Below are 18,300 nucleotides of genomic sequence, written 5' to 3'. Positions count from 1 at the left end.
TTTTTGGAGGTTGTAGCGTGAATAAACAGATAGTTGCGCAAGGTGTTAATGAAGCACCTAATGTAGATAACTACGAAAATGGTAGATTTCATAACCATCAACAGGTTGAGCCGAATAGCTTTAAGAAAACACTCGGAATTTTAGGGCGTTACATAACAGAAAAGCGTACCAACATTACACCTAAAAAGCCCATTGCAATTAAAAGTGTTACAGCAAAAATGCTTAACTCCCTTGCAAATAATACTGTGCATGTCATTAAACTTGGCCACTCTAGCGTGCTTTTAAAAGTGCATGGCGAATACTGGTTACTCGATCCGGTATTTAGTGAGCGCGCATCTCCTTTTTCTTTTGTAGGGCCAAAGCGCTTTTCTAAATTACCTATTAGTATTAGCGAACTGCCACCTATCGATAAGGTGCTTATTTCGCACAACCATTACGATCACCTTGATAAATCAGCTATTAAAAAGCTGTCTGCAAAAACTAAGCAGTTTTATGTGCCACTTGGTGTAGATACCGATTTAGTTAAGTGGGGAGTGAATGAAAACAAAATTAGCACATTTAACTGGTGGCAGGAGTTACAAACCGAACATGCATTAGTTGCCTTTACTCCTACCCAGCATTTTTCGGGCCGTGGATTAAGTGATGCAAACAACACACTTTGGGGTTCGTGGGTTATTAAAACCTCCCAGCAAAGTGTTTATTTTAGTGGTGATTCGGGTTATTTCGCAGGCTTTAAAGAAATTGGTAACAAGTACGGTCCTTTTGATTTAACCCTAATTGAGACAGGCGCCTACGACAAAGATTGGGCCGATATACACATGACACCAGAGCAATCGGTTCAAGCTCATATTGATTTACAAGGTAAAACTTTAGTGCCTATTCATAACGGTACGTTTGACTTGGCGTTTCATGCTTGGGTTGACCCATTTGAACGAGTAACGGCTGCAAGCAACATAAATAACGTAACATTGAGTACACCCGAGTTTGGACAAATATTTACCCCTACCGACGCTGCAATAACCCATAAATGGTGGAAAAACTAATTTGGTAGGTGTTTTAAAGGTATTTATTACAAGGTGTTAATTAAATAAGCGGCTATTAAGCCGCTTTTTTTATACTAATTGTTCCTAACACTACAAAAGATGCAGCTAAAGCAAAAAACATCGCTTGCTGTGCGAGCAAAGCTGCTGCAAAAAATGCTACGCCGCTGCCTATAAACAGGTATCCGCTTTTTTTAGATTGGCTCATTGTGTGTGCTCCATTTATTGTTGTCGATTATTTATACACCCTACACCGGCAATTTTCAATTTTTGAAAAATAGAACTGGCAAGATGATAAATATTCGACTCACATCAGTGCTTCCTTTATATTAAAAGCCAATTTTTAAAACTATTCAGAAAACTATGGCCTCTACTCTTTTTAAAAGCGCTAGCCTAAGCCTGCTAGTCGCTCTCTTTGGTTGCTCTGAACCTGCAAGCGAGCATTCTTCTTTAGAAAATACGCCCGGCGTAAGCCTAAATAACGTTAAACAGCATATAAAAACGCTCGCCTCTGATGACTTTCAAGGTCGCGGCCCACTTACTCATGGTGAAGTAAAAACCGTGGGTTACTTGAGCGAGCAATACGAAGCTATGGGTTTAACTGGGGCGTATAATGGCAAGTTTTTACAGCCGGTAAAAATGGCAATGGTCACGGCCAATCAAAATATGCAATTGCAGGTGGGCGACTTAAAGTTTAAAGCAGGTAACGATTTTACCGCCCGTACAGAGCAATTACAGCCAGTAATAGATGTACGAAACTCTGACATTGTATTTGTGGGTTACGGTATTAATGCCCCCGAATACAACTGGAGCGATTACGAAAACATTAATGTTGAAGGTAAAACCGTTATTGTATTGGTAAACGACCCTGGCTTTGCTACACAAAACGATGCGTTATTTACAGGTAATGCTATGACCTACTACGGCCGCTGGACTTACAAATACGAAGAAGCCGCACGCCAAGGTGCCAAAGCGGTATTTATTGTGCACGAAACTGCCCCTGCGGCTTACCCTTGGGGCGTGGTTGAAAGCTCAAACACAGGAACTAAATACACCCTGATGGACAATAACCTAAACGCTTCTAAGCTCCCAGTTATGGGCTGGCTAACACTTAATACTACTGAGCAAATTTTTAATGCCGCACAGCTTAACTATCAAAATTTAAAACAAAAGGCTTTAAGTGATGACTTTAAAGCCACAGCGCTTAATTTAACAGCCAACCTTTCATTTAAAAACGAAGTATCGCATGCCAAATCACATAACGTAGTTGCGCAAATTACAGGAAGCGACGCCCCTAATGAGTACGTGGTAATAGGTGCTCATTGGGATCATTTTGGTACCAAGCAAACCGACAGCGGCCCTAAAATTTATAACGGTGCAGTGGATAATGCCTCTGGCACAGCGGCCACACTTGAAATTGCCCGCATTATGAATCAAATCCACCAGCAAACACCGTTTAAACGCTCTATTTTATTTGCTAATTTTACCGCAGAAGAGACTGGTCTCATTGGCTCGCAAGAGTTTGCAACCGGTGGCGTTGTGCCCACTAAACAAATGGTCGGGCTATTAAATATTGACGGAATGAACGTGCTAGATGGCACCGATTACATTTTGCAATACGGTAACGATTTATCCACCCTAGAAAACTACCTAGCAAACGCGGCAAAAGCGCAAGGTCGCGTTGTTAAAATGGACCCTCGCCCGCAAAACGGTTTGTTTTTTAGATCAGATCATTTTTCTTTAGCTAAGCAAGGTGTGCCGAGTTTATTATTTATGAGCCTTGGCGATACCGACCCTGATTACATTGCGCATAAATACCATAAAGAAGCCGACGATTACTCGCCGCAGTGGTCATTAGGTGGCGTAAAGCAAGACATAGAGCTTATTGTTGATATAGCCACAAAGCTTGCTAACAATGGCGATTGGCCTACATGGACGAGTGACTCAGACTTTAAAGCAAAGCGCGAGCAAGATAAGCCGCATTAGCAGGTAAAGTTTAAAGCTAAATAATAATCATACCAATCGCATTAAAATCCTCCTACTTGGAGGATTTTAATTTTGAGCGCGCCCGCATTAGTAAGGTTTCGGCTTTTGCTCCTAAATACACATAAATAGCCAAGGCTATTAAAAGCCCTACCACCGCAAGCATCATCGCAATGGCCGGTAATAAGTATTCAGCCTGCCCCAACGCTGCCTTAAACATGGTTAATAGCGCCTCAATAGATATTGCAATTAGCACGGTAGATATAAACCGGGTAATTGTGCGCCGTGTAGAAGAGTGTCTAAATATATCCTTATGCATTAAGATCTCTTCTTCGAGAATGGTCTTTCCTAAATCAAACACGGCCAATGCTAAAGTAATATATATAATAATGCTAAAGGGCTCGAGGGGATCAGACGCTGAGTCAAAGTGGGTTAATAATGCATATATATCGTTAAATACTATGCTCAGTAAAAAGAGTACCAAAGTAAATAAACACGCCACAATCACCCCATAACCCGCTTTAAAATAAGGCGAAATACCGGCACGCGCGCTGTCTCCCATTACAAACTCAATTAACTGGGTTAAGCATACGTCTAACACTAAATAATGCTGCTGGTTAATTGGCTTTTTTAGCTCTTTAATAGCCGAAATACATAAATGATTAGTTGCGATAGAAATATACGGATCGGTAAAGCACACCGAATCGGTTTGTTTAGATTGTAAAAAGTAAGGGCGCTCACTTAAATCTTGCTGATTACCTTGCTCGGCTAATTTTTTATAGGCACGCTTAAAGCAAACGTTATTGCCTTGCTGAAGCCCAGATTCGTTTAAACAATATTGCAGCTCTAAAAAGGGATATTGCTTTACTAAAAAACGTGTATCTCGATTTTTGTTAAGCCCATCTTCAATACTCATTAAAATAGAGTCAAGCAAGCTGTGTATTACTTGCTCATACTCATGGTAGCGCTCAACACTACTTATATAACTCATTCGCGCCATAATTGTGTACTCACTCAGTTGCTATAGCGTTAACTAAGCAAGTTTAAAACCAAGTATAAAAAATGTTTACATTCATAAGGTTAAGATTTTAACTTGTGCTCATTTGCACCTATTTGGTGAAAAAGCCGTTATGCCTGCGCCATGCACAAAAAAAGCAGCTAAGTAAATGTTACTTAACTGCTTTGTGAGTATGACCTGATAAATTTTAAGCGCGTAAAACTACGCCATAAAATTATTGTACTTTAGAAAACTCTTGCTGTGAAAGCTCACCATTTTTATCTGTATCGAGCTTATCAAACAACCGTGCTAACTGTGCGTTGGCTTGTGCTTCTGTTTTGCTAATTACGCCATCACCATTGGCATCAAAACTGTTAAAGTCGACCGCGGCAAACGCCGCTGATGAAGAGGCAAGGGCTAGAAGTGCGATAAATTTTTTCATAATCATTTCCTTAGGCTAAGTGCTTGGCAAAGGGGAAGAAATCCTTTTCTGAGATCCATAAAGGGAGAATCGGTTATTTGTATTCAAAAAAATCGTTTTCGGTTAGGCCATTTCGGCTTTGCATATTTAATTGCTGCATTATTTGTTCTGCTGATTGATCACTTTGGTTTGTTAAACCACCTTCGCCTTGCATAGGTGTTTTAAACTCTGTATTTGCCAATACCACCGATGATGACACCAAGGTGATAAGTACAAGTGTTGTTTTCAGCTTAGTCATAATGTAATCCTTCAATAATATGCATTACCTGTATAAATTTGCACTGAGGTGGTTACAATTCACTTCCTTGTTATTCTTTTTAATAGGCTCCCTTGCCTATTTAGGTTGTCTTTGGCAACTCAGAATTATGCTTACACCACAGCGCATTAATCGTCTACGCTTGTAAAACCTCTGCTTTAAAAAGTTTACCGTTTGTGTTGGTATCAAACTTTGCAAATGTGCCAGAAAATACCAGCGCTATTGCAAGCAAAGTTGGGTATCGCTTTTACATATCGATTCCTTCGCTATGCGTTTATAATAAAATGCCCTGTGTATTACACTGTCCTTGTTATTCTTTATGGTAAGCTCCCTTGCCTACTTAGGTTGTCTTTGGCAACACAGAATTAACGTGCCACTGGGCGTTAACTACTCAAAGCACTCACTTATGCTTTGTCGAACTCACTCTTAGATAGCTCGTTGTTTTTGTCAGTATCAAGTTTTGTAAACTGACTCATTAATTCAGCATCAGCAGATGCTTCTAACGGGCTTAATGTGCCACTGCCATCTTTATCGAGTGTGTCAAAATCTGTTACTGCAAAAGCCGCTGATGAAGAGGCTAAAGCCATTAATACCAATGTTGATTGTGCCTTTTTCATAATGAAATCCTTCATAGGGTTAGGGGAGTAGCCAATTGGCGTTACCCACGTTTTGCTTAATACAGCTTAACTATTACAACTTCAGTGCCATGTTTTATTTTTACCTAATAAACAATGAGTTATACGATAAGTATATGAAAAGGTTAAATTCGAGGGGTATTTTTGTTGCTTTTTAGCAACAGCTAGATGAGCCACTTAAAATAAACCATTAGAATCAACAACTTATGATTTATAAAAAAGCCACACATGAGCTAAAAGCTCACTAAAAAAATAATGTGGGGAAGTTTTAGAATAAACTAAAGCTGAACAACTTAATTAAAACAATTAAACGTCATAAAACCTAAAACATAACCAATTGAAATATAATGATATTTATAAAATTTTTAGCATTTATTTTTTAAAAGCATGGCAAGCCTGTAAAAAACAGGCATTTGTTGCCAAATGGCGAATTTAGTAAAAGGCAGGGGTTTAAAAAGGGTGCGCATTGCATTTAGTTGGGCATAACAAATTGGCGTTTTTAAGGTATAAAAACAATTTAACTACTTCCAGCCTTGACGCCATTTTTGTGTGTCTTTTAAATCTCGCCAGCGTATTGAGTACTGATTTTTAGAAAATACCGACTCGGTAATGCATTCAATTACATTACCCTCTTCATCGTATTCTACTTCTACAATGATAAAGTGTTTTTCTTTGTTGATAGCTGGAGTGGCGGTCCACTTACTGTTTAGTAATTTTTTAGGGTTTAAGTTATTCATTAAATAATCTAGTGTGCTTAATTAACACTAATACGACATAACCCGTTGTTTAGCTCAACATAAAGTTAGGCCGTATTAATGTTATTTCACCAACTCACTGGTTACTCAGCGATTAACTTACCTTTATACATTTTCATTTGGCAATGAAAGTCGTACTCACCTGCTTTAAGTGCAGGCAAAGTGATTTTATTATCTCCCATTGCAAGGCTTTCACTTACATCAAGCTGCGGGAACACCATAGTTTCGGCGCACGGTGCACTGTCTTTTCTATCAAATGTAAGTGTTACTTTTTTATTGGCCGCCACCTTTATATGACTTGGTTGATAAACGCCGTTATCTACCACTATAGTTTGCGTATTATCATTACTGTGTATTTGCTTTGGCTTATAAAGCCAAAACCAATAAATAATGGCCACTATTAATACTGCACCAAGTAAATTTATCATTAACATTATCGACTCCTTAGCGCTTATTGGGTTTATAAAAACGTAAGCGATTAGCATTGGTGACGACTGTCAGTGATGAAAGCGCCATAGCTGCGCCCGCCACTACTGGGTTTAGTAGTACACCAATAAACGGATACAGCACACCAGCTGCAATAGGAATGCCCGCAACATTATAAATAAAGGCACCAAACAAGTTTTGTTTAATGTTTTTAATTGTTGCGCTGCTAATGGCAATAGCATCGGCAAGGCCATGCAGCGAGCCACGCATTAAGGTAATATCAGCGCTTTCTATGGCTACATCTGTACCTGTGCCAATTGCAAAACCGACATCTGCTTTAGCAAGCGCGGGGGCATCATTGATCCCATCACCCGTCATACCTACAATTTCGCCTTGCTGCTGACGTTTAGTGACTTCGTTTACTTTATCCTCTGGCAACACTTCTGCGATAAAATCATCAATACCGACTTTTTTAGCCACAGCGTGTGCGGTCGCTTTATTATCACCAGTGAGCATTACTAGATGAATACCTTCATTTTGCAAGCGCTTGATTGCCTGTACTGAGTCTTCTTTTAGCGGGTCCGCTACCGCAATTAAGGCCATTAGTTGATTATTACAGGCAAAGTACATCGGGGTTTTTGCATCATTTGCAAAGGTGTGTGCTTGCTCTGTGGCGTTATCGACTGCAATCTCGTATTTATCCATAAGCGCTTTATTGCCAAATAACAGTGTTTGCCCATTCACCGTTCCACTTACACCTTTACCGGTAATCGCATCAAAGTCGGTAACTTTACTCAGGGTTACGTTTTGCTTTTTAGCGTACTGTGTAATCGCCTCCGCAAGTGGGTGCTCAGAGCTACTCTCTAGGCTTGCAACTAATTGCATTACGTTATTTTCATCTGCTTTATTAAACGTTACAACATCTGTTACCTGTGGTGCACCTTGGGTGATAGTGCCGGTTTTATCTAAAATCATGGTAGTAATTTTAGAGGTCGTTTGCAGTGACTCGCCATTGCGAATTAATATGCCAAACTCGGCGGCTTTACCTACTCCCACCATTACCGACATAGGCGTTGCTAAACCCAGCGCACACGGACATGCAATAATCAGCACGGTGGTTAACGCTACCACCGCATAAGCAATTGAAGGGGCTGGGCCAAAATTCAACCATGCAAGGGCTGCTAGTATCGCAATTATCATTACTGTGGGCACAAAAATGCCCGATATAACATCGGCTAACCGCCCTATTGAAGGCTTAGAGTTTTGCGCGCGTTTTACCATATTAATGATATTGGCAAGGGTTGTTTCTTGGCCTATATGTGTGGCTTCAAATAATAATGTACCACTTTTATTAATGCTGCCAGCAACCACTTTATCGCCAGCTTGTTTACTCACTGGCATAGGCTCACCCGTGAGCATAGATTCATCTAATCTGCTGCTACCTTCGAGCACATCACCATCTACCGGGATTTTTTCGCCTGGGCGTACCCTTACATGATCGCCCTTTTGCACATCACTAATGTCTATATCTTGCTCTGCGCCATCGCGTATTACACGGGCTGTTTTTGCCTGTAAGCCAATTAAACGCTTAATAGCCTGCGAAGTACGCCCACGCGCTTTCACTTCAAAAGCCAAGCCTAAACTAATTAACCCGATTATCATTGAAGAAGCTTCAAAATAAACGTGCCTTGCAACCTCAGGTAGTAAGCTAGGCGCAAGTACAACAAACATTGAATATAACCACGCAGTGCCCGTTCCCAAAGCAATAAGCGTATCCATGTTAGCCCCATGATTTTTAAATGACTGCCAAGCACCTTTATAAAATTGCTTACCTGCTACAGCCATAACGACAAACGTGATAATACCGACCACACCCCATGCAATTCGCTGGTTAGTGGTTGTCACGCTCATATCAAAAATAAGCCCATAAATCATAAGCGGTACGCCCACTCCTAAAGCCAGCATCATGTTGCGCATTAGCTTTTTGTAATGTGCCTCGTCTGACTTGGCTTTTTCATCAAGCGCATCTTGCTCTGATGTGTTATCCATAGGTTTTGCGCCGTAACCTATATTTTCAACGGCGCTAATTAATGTGCTTTGCTGCGCGCTGCCCTCTACTCGTACCGTGCGATCTGCAAAGTTCATTTCGACATTGTTTGCGCCTTGCACACTATTGAGGGCTTTTTCTATTTTGGCTACACAACTGCCACAATTAGCACCTTCAATAATAAAGTTTTGCTCTGTTGTTTTACTGCTACTCATTGCACATCTCCGCTTTTATTTGGCTCAACAAGTGGGTCAACAAACGTCTCTATTAAGCTACACACATCACTTGCAACAGCGCCGTCTGTCGATGTTTCCCACTGTTTTAACGCCGCTTGCATACGCACTCGTAATTTAAGGGTTTCTTGAAACAAGGCTTCGGTTTCTTCTAAACGTTTTGCAATAATTTGCCGTGTAAGTGGGCATGGGCAATGCCCTTGTTCTGACTCGCCAATGATATGCTGTATATCTTTTAGGGAAAACCCGAGCTTTCGGGCGCTTATAATAAACTGTAAACGTTGGCGGTCTGCTTTTGTATATTGTTGATAGCCATTACTTTGGCTACGTATGGGCGATAAAAGGCCTATTCGTGTGTAATGACGAACTGTATCAGGCGTTACACCCATTAACGTCGCTAATTGCTTAACATACATAATTTAGCCCCCTTAGATTTTAGAGCTCAATTGTAAACCTATGTGTGACACACAGGTCAATAGAGGGGAGCATTAAAGCATAATTTAAATTTACTGGAGCTGATAAAATAAAAGCGCGCTAATGAGCGCGCTTAAAAGGAGGCAGAGAGATTAATTTTCTTGTTGGCGAGAGGCTTTTAGCTCTTCACTTAGCTCACCGGCTATTTGCTGAATTTTTGGCATTGCATCTTGCACTAGGCCTTGCGACATTTGCATAGACTCTTGCATTACCACGGGCATTTTTTGGAGAATTTTTTGCCCTGTTTCAGTTTTATAAAACGCCAACATGTCGGCAATTTCTTGCTCGTTAAAATGTTTGTCGTAAACGTTAACCATCATCGGCTGCATTTTTTTCCAGCTCATTTCGGTTTTAAGTACGTTGGTCATATCTGCGTAGTATTTATCAAAAATAGCTTGCTCAGAGGGCTTAACACCCATTTGTGCTGACATGTTTTTCATCATGCCTTCAACTTGCCCGTACATAGAGTCAACCATAGCATCCATGTTCATCACGTTTATCAGCTCATCTATTTTTTGCTGCTTAGTTGCCTCGTCAGCCAATACGCTGCCAGAAAATATAAGTAACGAAAGTAATAGTGCCTTAGCCATTGTCATATCCTTAAATATAAAAAGTAAGACCATACTCACATGATTAATATCAATCCGCAATAATACTTACTCATTTTGCGGGGCTAAACGGGTCGCTACTTACGTTAAAAAATGCTCATTCAGAACAACTAAATAGCTAATTTTTTTACTAAATTATCAACACGTTTTACCAGCCTCAGAATAAATCACTTAATTATGCGAACGGGTATAAAATAGTTTGTAAATGTGTAAACCCATACTAAAAAGGCCAAATAAAACATGTTTATTTGGCCTTTTTATCAGTGCACTGGGGCTAATCGTCTTCTACGTTATCGAGCCCTTTTGTGCCTTCTTTTGCTTTAAGCTTATGATGAATCGCTGATTTTATTAACATATACCCACTAATAGGGGCAGTGATTAATAAAAACACGGTAATTAAAATCTCTTTTACGCTTATGGTGTGCACCGACGTTGCAAAAAACACCATTGCAGCAATTAATATGCTGGCCATACCCAGTGTTGTTGCTTTAGTAGGGCCGTGTAAGCGCATGTAAAAATCAGGTAATTTAATTAAGCCCAGCGACCCTATTAAAATAAATAGCCCACCAAAAAGTAGTAATATTGATACAACCCATTCGCTTATCATTTTAATATCCTATTCAATTAAGTCGCCGCGTAGTAAATACTTACACACTGCAACAGTACTTATAAAGCCAAGCATCGCGATTAATAACGCGGCTTCAAAGTACAAACCAGTGCCCATACTAATGCTGTATAAAATAATTAACGCGATAACATTAATGTACATAGTATCTAGGGCTAAAACTCTATCAGGCACTGAGGGGCCAATAATTAATCGCCATAGGTTTAACAGTAACGATAAACCAATCATGGCAAATACAATAAGTAATACAGTATCTAACATTGAAATATCTCCTTTAGGGGAGCTTCGTAGCGCTGTTTAATTTGTTTAATAAGTGCCTCTTCATCTTTTAAATCAAGTACATGTATAAGTAAATAGCGCTGTTTAGGCTTTTCGCCTTCATCTAGTGACTCAGGAATAGGATATACCTCAGCACTTACTGTACCAGGTGTAAGAGATACACAACTGGCAAGAATAGTAATGGGCATATCGTGTATTAAATCTATAGGCACTTTAACAAAAGCAGGACGTAACTTTTTAGCTGGGCCAATGATTAATAAGGCTACCTGCAAATTAGCAACCACTATATCGTAAAGTACAATGAGCAATTGTTTTAGTGCCAAACCTGGTTTTAGTATTAAGGGTTGCGGATCACGTAATGAAACACTTAATAGCGGTATAAATATCGCAAAAAAAGTAGCTAATACTATATGCCCTGCGGATACACTATTATTAAGCAACAACCAAATTAAAAATAAAAACAAACTACGAAACGGCGTTGGCAACCAACGATAACGGGCTTGTAACCTCATTACTCACCTCCCTTCATAACTGCATTAATGCCACCACTTATGTCATGCAATTGCGTAGCAGCACTAACCATGTATTCACTTATTGGTCCGCCAAAAACAACTAACAAAGGTGAGCACGCAAGTAGCCCTACAATTATCATCACTTGTAATGGGTGAGCATTTTCGCCCTCGGCGCTTTCTGTTTTATTGCCTTTTCTTTCCCAAAACATACTTGTACCAGCACGAGAAAGTGCAACTAATAAACCAAAACTAGCAATTAAATAGACAGGCCAAAATAGTAAGGCTTGCTCGCTATTTAAGGTTGTTTTGAGGATCCAAACTTTTCCAACAAACCCTGATAGCGGCGGCATACCTACTACGGTTAATGCAGCAATTACAAAGCATGCTCCTAATAAGTAAGGTTGGTTTACGGCTCGTCCGGCAACCAGTCTATCCCCTACTTTGCCCCTTTGTGTGGCAATTAAATCAGCTAATAAAAATAGTGCAGCGCTGACTAATGTGGAGTGTACTAAATAATAAAGCAGTGCAGCTGTTGCAGTTACGTTTTGCAGTGCAATTAGAGCGACTAACGTGCCCACTGATACAACAACTAAATTTGCCGTTAACTTACGTAAATCTTGCGCAGCCATTACGCCAATTGCACCAACCACTATAGTAGCAATGGCTAAGCCCCATAACCACGATTGCGCCATATGTTCAAGCTCACCGGCTTGCTCACCAAAAATAACGGTATAAACGCGCAGCATGGCGTATACACCCACCTTGGTCATAATAGCAAATAAAGCGGCAACCACAGGCTTTGCACTGGCATAAGTATTTGGTAGCCACAAGTGCAAAGGGAGCAATGCGGCTTTTAAAGCAAATACAACTAACAGCAGTAAGCCGCCGGCCTTCGCCAAATAGACATCATCGCCCGTTAACAGGGCTACTTTTTGCGTCATATCAGCGATGTTTAATGTACCCAGTACGCCGTATAAAATACCTAGACCAATTAAAAATACGCTCGAGCCAACCAAATTTAATATGACGTATTGGAGCGCTGCACGGGTATTTTGTTTATCACCGGCATGCATAAGTAGTGAGTATGAGGCAATCAACAACACCTCAAAAAACACAAATACATTAAATAAGTCACCCGTTAAAAATGCCCCATTAACACCTAATATTAAAAAATGAACTAATGGATGAAAAAAGTTTCCTTTTGCATCATCGCCGGCACAGCCATATAAAATGACTCCCATTCCTAAAAAGGATGTGAGTGCAACCAATAAAGTAGAAAGCATATCGGCAACAAGCACTATGCCAAAAGGAGCAGACCAATTACCAATAGCGTATACATTGATACCACTGTTACATATATGGATTAACAGCAATGCACTAACAACAAATGTGATCACCGCCATAATTGATGAGGCAATACGGCGAATACGTAAACTTTTACCACAGGGTGGCAAAAGCAATATTACCGCTGCCAACATAGGTAATAAAATAGGCAAAGAGGTTAAATGTTGAATCATTTTTGCTCCTTGCTATCGGCTGCGCTTTTGATGATTTGCCCATCAACATGATCGCTCCCTAAATCGGCTCTACCACGTATAGCTAAAATAACCACAAACGCAGTCATTGCAAACCCTATCACTATTGCAGTAAGTACTAGTGCTTGAGGTAAAGGGTCGGCATATTCAGCCCCTGTACCAAGCACAACCGCTTTATTTATGGTTAAGCGACCCGCAGAAAACAAAAATAAGTTAACGGCATAGGAAATCATAGTAAGGCCAAGCACTACCGGAAACGTACGGGCTCTTAGCAGTAAAAACACACCACAACTAACTAATACACCAACGCAAGATGCGTACAATAGCTCCATTAAATATTTACCTCTTTTTTCTGGGTATCTGCTGTCATGTTGCCAAGGCTTGCTAATATCATTAACGTGGCTCCAACCACTGTTAAATAAACGCCTAAATCAAACACAATTGCGCTTGCAAGTTCTGTTTTGCCAATAAATGGGATATCGAAATAATCAAACCACGTAGTTAAAAACGGCCGCTCAAAGAACCAGCTACCGACTCCAGTAAACAAGGCAATACCGATACCTGATGCAATAATTTTCCGGTAGTTGACTGCAAAGCGCTCGCTTATCCAAGCTGAGCCATGAGCCATGTACTGCAATATAAAGGCAATTGATGTTACCAACCCTGCAATAAAGCCACCGCCAGGTAAGTTATGACCACGTAAGAAAATATAAGCCGATACTAATAATGCAAGCGGTAATAAGCTATGCGAAATACTGGCAAGTAGTATAGGGTGGCGTTCGCGTGCCCATGGGCGCCCTTCACCATCACTTGCTGGCATGAACAATGGAATACGAGAAAGCACTTTAAATATACCCAACGCTGCAATACCCAATACGGTTATTTCGCCTAGGGTGTCAAAGCCCCTAAAATCAACCAAAATAACGTTTACTACATTGGTACCGCCACCTCCTGTTTTGGCATTGGCTATGAAAAAATCTGAGATCGATTCGAGTGGGCGTGTAAGTAATGCATAACATATACTTGCCACCACAACACCTAATGTTGAGGCTATACCTAAATCTCTGAGCACTCGTAACGAGCTAGACTCTTTAGGCGTATGTTGTGGTAAGAAAAACAACGCCAACATTAATAAAATAACGGTTGCTACTTCTACCGTTAATTGCGTAAGCGCTAAGTCGGGCGCAGAAAAACGCGTAAACGCCACCGACACCATGAGTCCTACAATAGAAATCATTAGTAACGCAACTACGCGTGAGCGATGCCAAATAACGGTAGCAAAAGCACCTATAATCAGTAGGCCTGCACCTATTGCGTTATGCACATCAACCGGAATACGCGGCATACTGCCCGCTAATTGTTGCATTTCAAATAATGGCCAACCGGCACATAACAATACCACCGCCAGCATTACAAAAATGTAGCGTTGTAATGAGCCATTTTCGATAGTGTTTACCCTGCTTTGGCACCAATTAATAACTTTAAGCACAATTAGCTCAAAGGTTTTTTTAGCATTAAGTGGCGGTAATGATGCTTGAAATTGAAATAGGTATTTACGATTTATATAAATAAACAAACCACCCACTACCGCCATGGCGCTCATTAATAGCGGTAAGTTAAAACCATGCCATATAGCCAGTTCGTACTCTGGTACCTTTTGACCAAGTACAGCCAAAGACGCAGCAGATAAAATGCCATCGACTGAAAAATGCGGGAACAAACCAACTAGCACACACAGCACAACCAGTACTTCAATGGGTAGTCGCATGTAACGCGGAGCCTCATGCGGCTGACGTGGTAAATCAATTGGTTCGCCATTAAAAAATACATCGTGAATAAAACGCGACGAATAAGCCACCGATAACGCCCCTGCAATAGTGGCTAACACCGGGATTAACCACGACATAGAACCAAGCACTTGCTGATGTAAGGTTTCGGCAAAAAACATTTCTTTAGATAAAAAGCCGTTAAGCAATGGTACACCCGCCATTGAAGCAGCCGCAACCATGGCAAGTGTGGCCGTATACGGTAAATACCGCCACATACCATTAAGCTTACGCATATCACGAGTGCCGGTTTCATGGTCAATTATACCTGCTGCCATAAATAGCGAGGCTTTAAACGTGGCATGATTAATAATATGGAATATTGCCGCCACAGTAGAGAGCTCAGTATCTAGGCCCAATAACAGGGTAATTAACCCTAAATGGCTAATGGTTGAGTACGCTAACAGGCCCTTTAAATCGTGTTTAAATAAGGCGATATAAGCGCCAAATAAAAGCGTTGTTAAACCGGTTAAACCAACCAGTAAAAACCAAGTATCTGTACCTGAAAGTACTGGGTGAAAACGCGCTAATAAAAATATACCTGCTTTTACCATAGTCGCAGAGTGTAAATACGCGCTAACAGGGGTTGGGGCTGCCATAGCGTGAGGTAGCCAAAAATGAAATGGAAACTGTGCCGATTTAGTAAATGCACCTAGCAAAACTAATACCAGTGCTATTTCGTATAAATCATGTGATTGAACAATTGCCTTGCTAGCTAAAATTACATCTAGGTCGTAACTGCCAACTATATCGGCCACTAACATTAAACCTGCCAGCAATGCTAAGCCACCGGCACCAGTAACAGCTAGCGCCATGCGAGCGCCCTTTCGTGCTTCTGTTTTATGCCACCAATAGCTAATTAATAAAAACGAGCTAATGCTGGTCAGTTCCCAAAACAGCCAAAGCTGAATAACATTGTTAGACATAACAATGCCCAGCATTGCGGTCATAAACAACAATAAGTAACTATACAGCTTAGCTAAGGAGTCGTTTTTACTCAGATAATAACGTGCGTAGGTAATTACCAGTATGCCTATGCCTAAAATCATAAACATAAACAGTAAGCTCAAGCCATCAAGACGAAATGATAAGTCCAGTCCAACAGCGGGGATCCACGTTACAGCATAACGAATCGTTTCACCTGCTAAAATAGCGGGGGTGTGGTATAGCGTAATACCTAATGCTGCTAAAGGGGCAAGTACAGTGACAGCTGCAGCTTGCGTACGGGATAGTTTGCCGGTGCATGAAGAAATAACACTGCCAATTAAGGATAACAAAGGTATCCAGAGCAAAGTCATAATGTAGGGCCTTTTATAATCATAAGTTTATCCTTACGTTTTATACATCACGAAAAGATGCTTTTACTGTCTGTTTTTAAACGACATTAATACGTACAGTTATACTTATAAACGGCCATTTTGTCTATAGATAGCAAGCCTAATCGATTTAAATTTAATCAAGCTGAGCGGTTTTAGCAGCATTGATTTGATCAACCCACAAAGCCCTGTACCGCTTTGATAAACCTAGTTGTTGATACTGCATAATTGACCATTGCTTAGTTGGCTTATATGCCACGCCGCCTTGCTGGCAACTTAAGCTTTTGTGCCATCCATTTGGCGCAGCCTCACCTTGCGAAATATATAAATTTGGGGCCACGTATCCTTGGCGTTTACACAACCAGCGCTGTTTAGAAATAGGCAGCGTATATTCATCTTCAAAACCACTAAAGTGCATTAGCTCATGCAAAAATACATTATAGTTTGCTTGGGTACTTAGCTGCATTTTTTTACCTGTTACATTGGCGCTGCCGCTCGTACCCATAATTACAGTGTAGTCATAGCCGTTAGTAAACTGCGCTTTTAAGTGCGCGTTTTGCCATAGGCAATTAGCCATGCCCGAGGTGTTAGCACAGTCAATTGCGCCCCCAGCGTAAACCGGTTTACTTAAGCAATACGCCCCGCTTTGCGGCTCAGGTTTTTTATTATACTGCGCGGCAAAACTTGATAACTTAAACAAGGCTTCTCTATTTACACCTAATAGCAGCACATTGTAACTACAGCTATTGTTAATCGGCGGGCGTGTATTTAACGCTGCAAAACCAAGTTGATGTAAAAAGGAAGGCGAAACTTGCTCATAGTTAATCCCTTTGTGCAGCGCTAAATGGTTAAATGCCGCGCCTTTAGGCAGTAAGTTTTGGGTTAACAATAGTTGAAGGTCATTCCAGCGACCTTGCTTTAAAAGAGCATGCGCGAGTTGTTGGCGCTTGTTATGCCCAACATGCTCAATACTTTGTAGCCAAAATAACTTTGCTTGTTCGTTTTTGCTTGCATTAATCAGCTTTAAAGAATAATTGTACTGGGCTGATGGGATATTTTTACGCGCTAAAAAGCCTAATGTCAGCTCGGGAAGATGCGCTATATTATTTGAAAAGTAACGGGGAAATTGCCAATAACTTTGCAGAGGATTAGCCTGAGCGTGAAGTACATGCCAAAAGCTAATGCTGCTTAACTGGTTGCTAGAGCCTGCAATAAGCAGGCTAAATAGCAAACCAATCAGATAACACAGGTATTTAACTAGCGTCTGCACCAGCCATAAGCTCAAGCTCTAAACGTGCATATTTGTATTCAATAAACTCATGCACATTAGTGGATAATGCCAACCTAAAGTAATCAGCAGCTAAAAACTGCTCACCGGCTGCTTGGTGCATTTTGGCTAAGTAAAAGTACGCCTCGCACAAGCGCTGTGCGTATTCTTGCTCTGATTTAACGCCCTCGCTAATACCCGATAAAAACGTATGCTCACTCATATCGCCGGTATAAAGCGAAATTAACTGATACGCCCATTGCGATTCATCAAGGGCTGCAGCATTTGTTTTAAGAGCCGCTAATGCTTGTTGTTTATCCTCTTGCGACTGTGCAAGGTAAAGCCATAACACACGGTAAGGATCGTTTGGTGAACGCGCTAAAAACTCATCAAAGTCACTTTGCGCCAGGTTTGCTCTTTCACCATAATACAGTGCAATACCACGGTTTAAATAAGCGTATTCATGCTCTTCATTAAGCTCAAGGGCTGAGTCAAAAAACTCATACGCTTTTTCGTATTGCTGCATTAAAGTGTGCTGAATACCTAAAAAGTTATACACCTCAGCTAAATCAGGCTTTAGTTTTATAGCGCGGTTAAAATCAATGCGCGATAACGTGGTCATTCCTAAGCTATCAAATAATACCCCACGGTCATAATAAAGCTTAGCTTGTTGCTCGATACTTAAATCGGCTCTATTTAATAGCTCAGAGTAACGTGCAATCGCAATTTCACTTCTAAAGTCAGATGCAAGGGGTGCAGTAAAAGGCACATTAACAATCGGCGTAGGTTTTGATTCAGTCGTGGTTTGGCAAGCGCTTAAAGACAAAATAGCAAAAGATGCCAAAGCTAAATGTTTGAGTATCATTAAAATCCTTAATACCAAGATATATCGCAATAAAAATAAGACAGACCTTGTCTAATAAGGTTTCATTAAAGCATAAAAAAAGGGGCTAAACAGCCCCTTTTTTATTATCCCGCGTATATTAACGGGTTAAAGTTTAGCAA

At 40.6% G+C, this 18,300-nt stretch carries 20 protein-coding genes; 2 read left to right on the top strand and 18 right to left on the bottom strand.

Annotation, left to right across the window (positions count from 1 at the left end; genetic code table 11):
• The first annotated feature begins 17 nt into the window (after positions 1-17).
• Entirely contained in the window at positions 18-1,043 is a 1,026-nt protein-coding gene (locus PSH54_RS06645; RefSeq protein ID WP_371370264.1) for an MBL fold metallo-hydrolase, read from the top strand.
• A 55-nt stretch (positions 1,044-1,098) separates the two neighbouring features.
• On the opposite strand, the gene PSH54_RS06640 is transcribed toward PSH54_RS06645, so the two are convergent.
• Complete coding sequence (locus tag PSH54_RS06640) at positions 1,099-1,248, bottom strand: hypothetical protein (protein ID WP_024033773.1); 150 nt, start codon at positions 1,246-1,248, stop codon at positions 1,099-1,101.
• A 155-nt stretch (positions 1,249-1,403) separates the two neighbouring features.
• Here PSH54_RS06640 and PSH54_RS06635 point away from each other — a divergent pair, with 155 nt between their 5' ends.
• Positions 1,404-3,026 carry a M28 family metallopeptidase gene (locus PSH54_RS06635; protein WP_273605744.1) on the top strand — a complete coding sequence of 541 codons (1,623 nt, stop codon included), beginning with the start codon at positions 1,404-1,406 and terminating at the stop codon, positions 3,024-3,026.
• A 52-nt stretch (positions 3,027-3,078) separates the two neighbouring features.
• Here the strand turns inward: PSH54_RS06635 and PSH54_RS06630 are convergent, their stop codons facing one another.
• The 17 genes from PSH54_RS06630 to nlpI all read right to left on the bottom strand — a co-directional run bounded on the left by PSH54_RS06630 (position 3,079) and on the right by nlpI (position 18,160).
• Positions 3,079-4,023 (bottom strand): EAL-associated domain-containing protein, encoded by a 945-nt coding sequence (locus PSH54_RS06630; RefSeq protein WP_054982213.1) that lies wholly within the window; start codon positions 4,021-4,023, stop codon positions 3,079-3,081.
• A 232-nt stretch (positions 4,024-4,255) separates the two neighbouring features.
• Positions 4,256-4,462 carry an EF-hand domain-containing protein gene (locus PSH54_RS06625; RefSeq protein ID WP_029772194.1) on the bottom strand — a complete coding sequence of 69 codons (207 nt, stop codon included), beginning with the start codon at positions 4,460-4,462 and terminating at the stop codon, positions 4,256-4,258.
• 73 nt (positions 4,463-4,535) lie between these two features.
• Positions 4,536-4,739, bottom strand: a complete 204-nt coding sequence (locus PSH54_RS06620; RefSeq protein WP_024033777.1) for a hypothetical protein — start codon at positions 4,737-4,739, stop codon at positions 4,536-4,538.
• Positions 4,740-5,161: 422 nt separating this feature from the next.
• Positions 5,162-5,374 carry a calmodulin-like protein gene (locus PSH54_RS06615; protein ID WP_004585903.1) on the bottom strand — a complete coding sequence of 71 codons (213 nt, stop codon included), beginning with the start codon at positions 5,372-5,374 and terminating at the stop codon, positions 5,162-5,164.
• Positions 5,375-5,913: 539 nt separating this feature from the next.
• Positions 5,914-6,129, bottom strand: coding sequence for a TIGR02450 family Trp-rich protein (locus PSH54_RS06610; RefSeq protein ID WP_024033778.1), 216 nt, complete (start codon positions 6,127-6,129; stop codon positions 5,914-5,916).
• A gap of 101 nt (positions 6,130-6,230) precedes the next feature.
• Complete coding sequence (locus tag PSH54_RS06605; protein WP_024033779.1) at positions 6,231-6,581, bottom strand: cupredoxin domain-containing protein; 351 nt, start codon at positions 6,579-6,581, stop codon at positions 6,231-6,233.
• Between the two features lie 10 nt (positions 6,582-6,591).
• Positions 6,592-8,835 carry a heavy metal translocating P-type ATPase gene (locus PSH54_RS06600; protein WP_273605743.1) on the bottom strand — a complete coding sequence of 748 codons (2,244 nt, stop codon included), beginning with the start codon at positions 8,833-8,835 and terminating at the stop codon, positions 6,592-6,594.
• Positions 8,832-9,269, bottom strand: coding sequence for a MerR family transcriptional regulator (locus PSH54_RS06595; protein ID WP_273605742.1), 438 nt, complete (start codon positions 9,267-9,269; stop codon positions 8,832-8,834). The genes PSH54_RS06600 and PSH54_RS06595 overlap by 4 nt, the downstream gene beginning before the upstream one ends.
• Positions 9,270-9,419: 150 nt before the next feature.
• Positions 9,420-9,917 carry a DUF2059 domain-containing protein gene (locus PSH54_RS06590; protein ID WP_055253051.1) on the bottom strand — a complete coding sequence of 166 codons (498 nt, stop codon included), beginning with the start codon at positions 9,915-9,917 and terminating at the stop codon, positions 9,420-9,422.
• Between the two features lie 292 nt (positions 9,918-10,209).
• Positions 10,210-10,542 (bottom strand): Na+/H+ antiporter subunit G, encoded by a 333-nt coding sequence (locus tag PSH54_RS06585; protein ID WP_004585897.1) that lies wholly within the window; start codon positions 10,540-10,542, stop codon positions 10,210-10,212.
• A 9-nt stretch (positions 10,543-10,551) separates the two neighbouring features.
• Positions 10,552-10,821, bottom strand: coding sequence for a K+/H+ antiporter subunit F (locus PSH54_RS06580; protein WP_004585896.1), 270 nt, complete (start codon positions 10,819-10,821; stop codon positions 10,552-10,554).
• Positions 10,815-11,351 carry a Na+/H+ antiporter subunit E gene (locus PSH54_RS06575; RefSeq protein WP_029772199.1) on the bottom strand — a complete coding sequence of 179 codons (537 nt, stop codon included), beginning with the start codon at positions 11,349-11,351 and terminating at the stop codon, positions 10,815-10,817. The genes PSH54_RS06580 and PSH54_RS06575 overlap by 7 nt, the downstream gene beginning before the upstream one ends.
• The gene (locus PSH54_RS06570) at positions 11,351-12,868 is read right to left on the bottom strand and encodes a monovalent cation/H+ antiporter subunit D (RefSeq protein WP_273605741.1); all 1,518 of its coding nucleotides are present in this window, start codon (positions 12,866-12,868) and stop codon (positions 11,351-11,353) included. The genes PSH54_RS06575 and PSH54_RS06570 overlap by 1 nt, the downstream gene beginning before the upstream one ends.
• Positions 12,865-13,218, bottom strand: a complete 354-nt coding sequence (locus PSH54_RS06565; protein ID WP_004585893.1) for a Na+/H+ antiporter subunit C — start codon at positions 13,216-13,218, stop codon at positions 12,865-12,867. The genes PSH54_RS06570 and PSH54_RS06565 overlap by 4 nt, the downstream gene beginning before the upstream one ends.
• Positions 13,218-16,010 (bottom strand): monovalent cation/H+ antiporter subunit A, encoded by a 2,793-nt coding sequence (locus PSH54_RS06560; protein ID WP_055253048.1) that lies wholly within the window; start codon positions 16,008-16,010, stop codon positions 13,218-13,220. The genes PSH54_RS06565 and PSH54_RS06560 overlap by 1 nt, the downstream gene beginning before the upstream one ends.
• 154 nt (positions 16,011-16,164) lie before the next feature.
• Positions 16,165-17,298, bottom strand: coding sequence for a hypothetical protein (locus PSH54_RS06555; protein ID WP_273605740.1), 1,134 nt, complete (start codon positions 17,296-17,298; stop codon positions 16,165-16,167).
• Positions 17,282-18,160: a lipoprotein NlpI gene (gene nlpI, locus PSH54_RS06550; protein WP_273605739.1), complete on the bottom strand. Its 879-nt coding sequence runs from the start codon at positions 18,158-18,160 to the stop codon at positions 17,282-17,284. Before nlpI ends, PSH54_RS06555 begins: the two co-directional genes overlap by 17 nt.
• Positions 18,161-18,300: the final 140 nt, after the last annotated feature.

It is taken from the genome of Pseudoalteromonas sp. Angola-30 (genome assembly GCF_028599215.1).
Classification (GTDB): Bacteria; Pseudomonadota; Gammaproteobacteria; order Enterobacterales; family Alteromonadaceae; genus Pseudoalteromonas; species Pseudoalteromonas atlantica.
Note: the sequence above shows the minus strand (reverse complement) of the source record. Positions and strands in the feature narration are given on the sequence as shown.

Bases quoted from the DNA above. Each gene is read 5' to 3' on its own strand.
- PSH54_RS06575 (WP_029772199.1), bottom strand. From the start codon at position 11,351: ATGAGGTTACAAGCCCGTTATCGTTGGTTGCCAACGCCGTTTCGTAGT.
- PSH54_RS06565 (WP_004585893.1), bottom strand. From the start codon at position 13,218: ATGGAGCTATTGTACGCATCTTGCGTTGGTGTATTAGTTAGTTGTGGT.
- PSH54_RS06605 (WP_024033779.1), bottom strand. From the start codon at position 6,581: ATGTTAATGATAAATTTACTTGGTGCAGTATTAATAGTGGCCATTATT.
- PSH54_RS06570 (WP_273605741.1), bottom strand. From the start codon at position 12,868: ATGATTCAACATTTAACCTCTTTGCCTATTTTATTACCTATGTTGGCA.
- PSH54_RS06625 (WP_029772194.1), bottom strand. From the start codon at position 4,462: ATGAAAAAATTTATCGCACTTCTAGCCCTTGCCTCTTCATCAGCGGCG.
- PSH54_RS06590 (WP_055253051.1), bottom strand. From the start codon at position 9,917: ATGGCTAAGGCACTATTACTTTCGTTACTTATATTTTCTGGCAGCGTA.
- PSH54_RS06595 (WP_273605742.1), bottom strand. From the start codon at position 9,269: ATGTATGTTAAGCAATTAGCGACGTTAATGGGTGTAACGCCTGATACA.
- PSH54_RS06615 (WP_004585903.1), bottom strand. From the start codon at position 5,374: ATGAAAAAGGCACAATCAACATTGGTATTAATGGCTTTAGCCTCTTCA.
- PSH54_RS06630 (WP_054982213.1), bottom strand. From the start codon at position 4,023: ATGGCGCGAATGAGTTATATAAGTAGTGTTGAGCGCTACCATGAGTAT.
- PSH54_RS06580 (WP_004585896.1), bottom strand. From the start codon at position 10,821: ATGTTAGATACTGTATTACTTATTGTATTTGCCATGATTGGTTTATCG.
- PSH54_RS06620 (WP_024033777.1), bottom strand. From the start codon at position 4,739: ATGACTAAGCTGAAAACAACACTTGTACTTATCACCTTGGTGTCATCA.
- PSH54_RS06610 (WP_024033778.1), bottom strand. From the start codon at position 6,129: ATGAATAACTTAAACCCTAAAAAATTACTAAACAGTAAGTGGACCGCC.
- PSH54_RS06600 (WP_273605743.1), bottom strand. From the start codon at position 8,835: ATGAGTAGCAGTAAAACAACAGAGCAAAACTTTATTATTGAAGGTGCT.
- PSH54_RS06585 (WP_004585897.1), bottom strand. From the start codon at position 10,542: ATGATAAGCGAATGGGTTGTATCAATATTACTACTTTTTGGTGGGCTA.
- PSH54_RS06640 (WP_024033773.1), bottom strand. From the start codon at position 1,248: ATGAGCCAATCTAAAAAAAGCGGATACCTGTTTATAGGCAGCGGCGTA.
- nlpI (WP_273605739.1), bottom strand. From the start codon at position 18,160: ATGATACTCAAACATTTAGCTTTGGCATCTTTTGCTATTTTGTCTTTA.
- PSH54_RS06635 (WP_273605744.1), top strand. From the start codon at position 1,404: ATGGCCTCTACTCTTTTTAAAAGCGCTAGCCTAAGCCTGCTAGTCGCT.
- PSH54_RS06560 (WP_055253048.1), bottom strand. From the start codon at position 16,010: ATGACTTTGCTCTGGATACCTTTGTTATCCTTAATTGGCAGTGTTATT.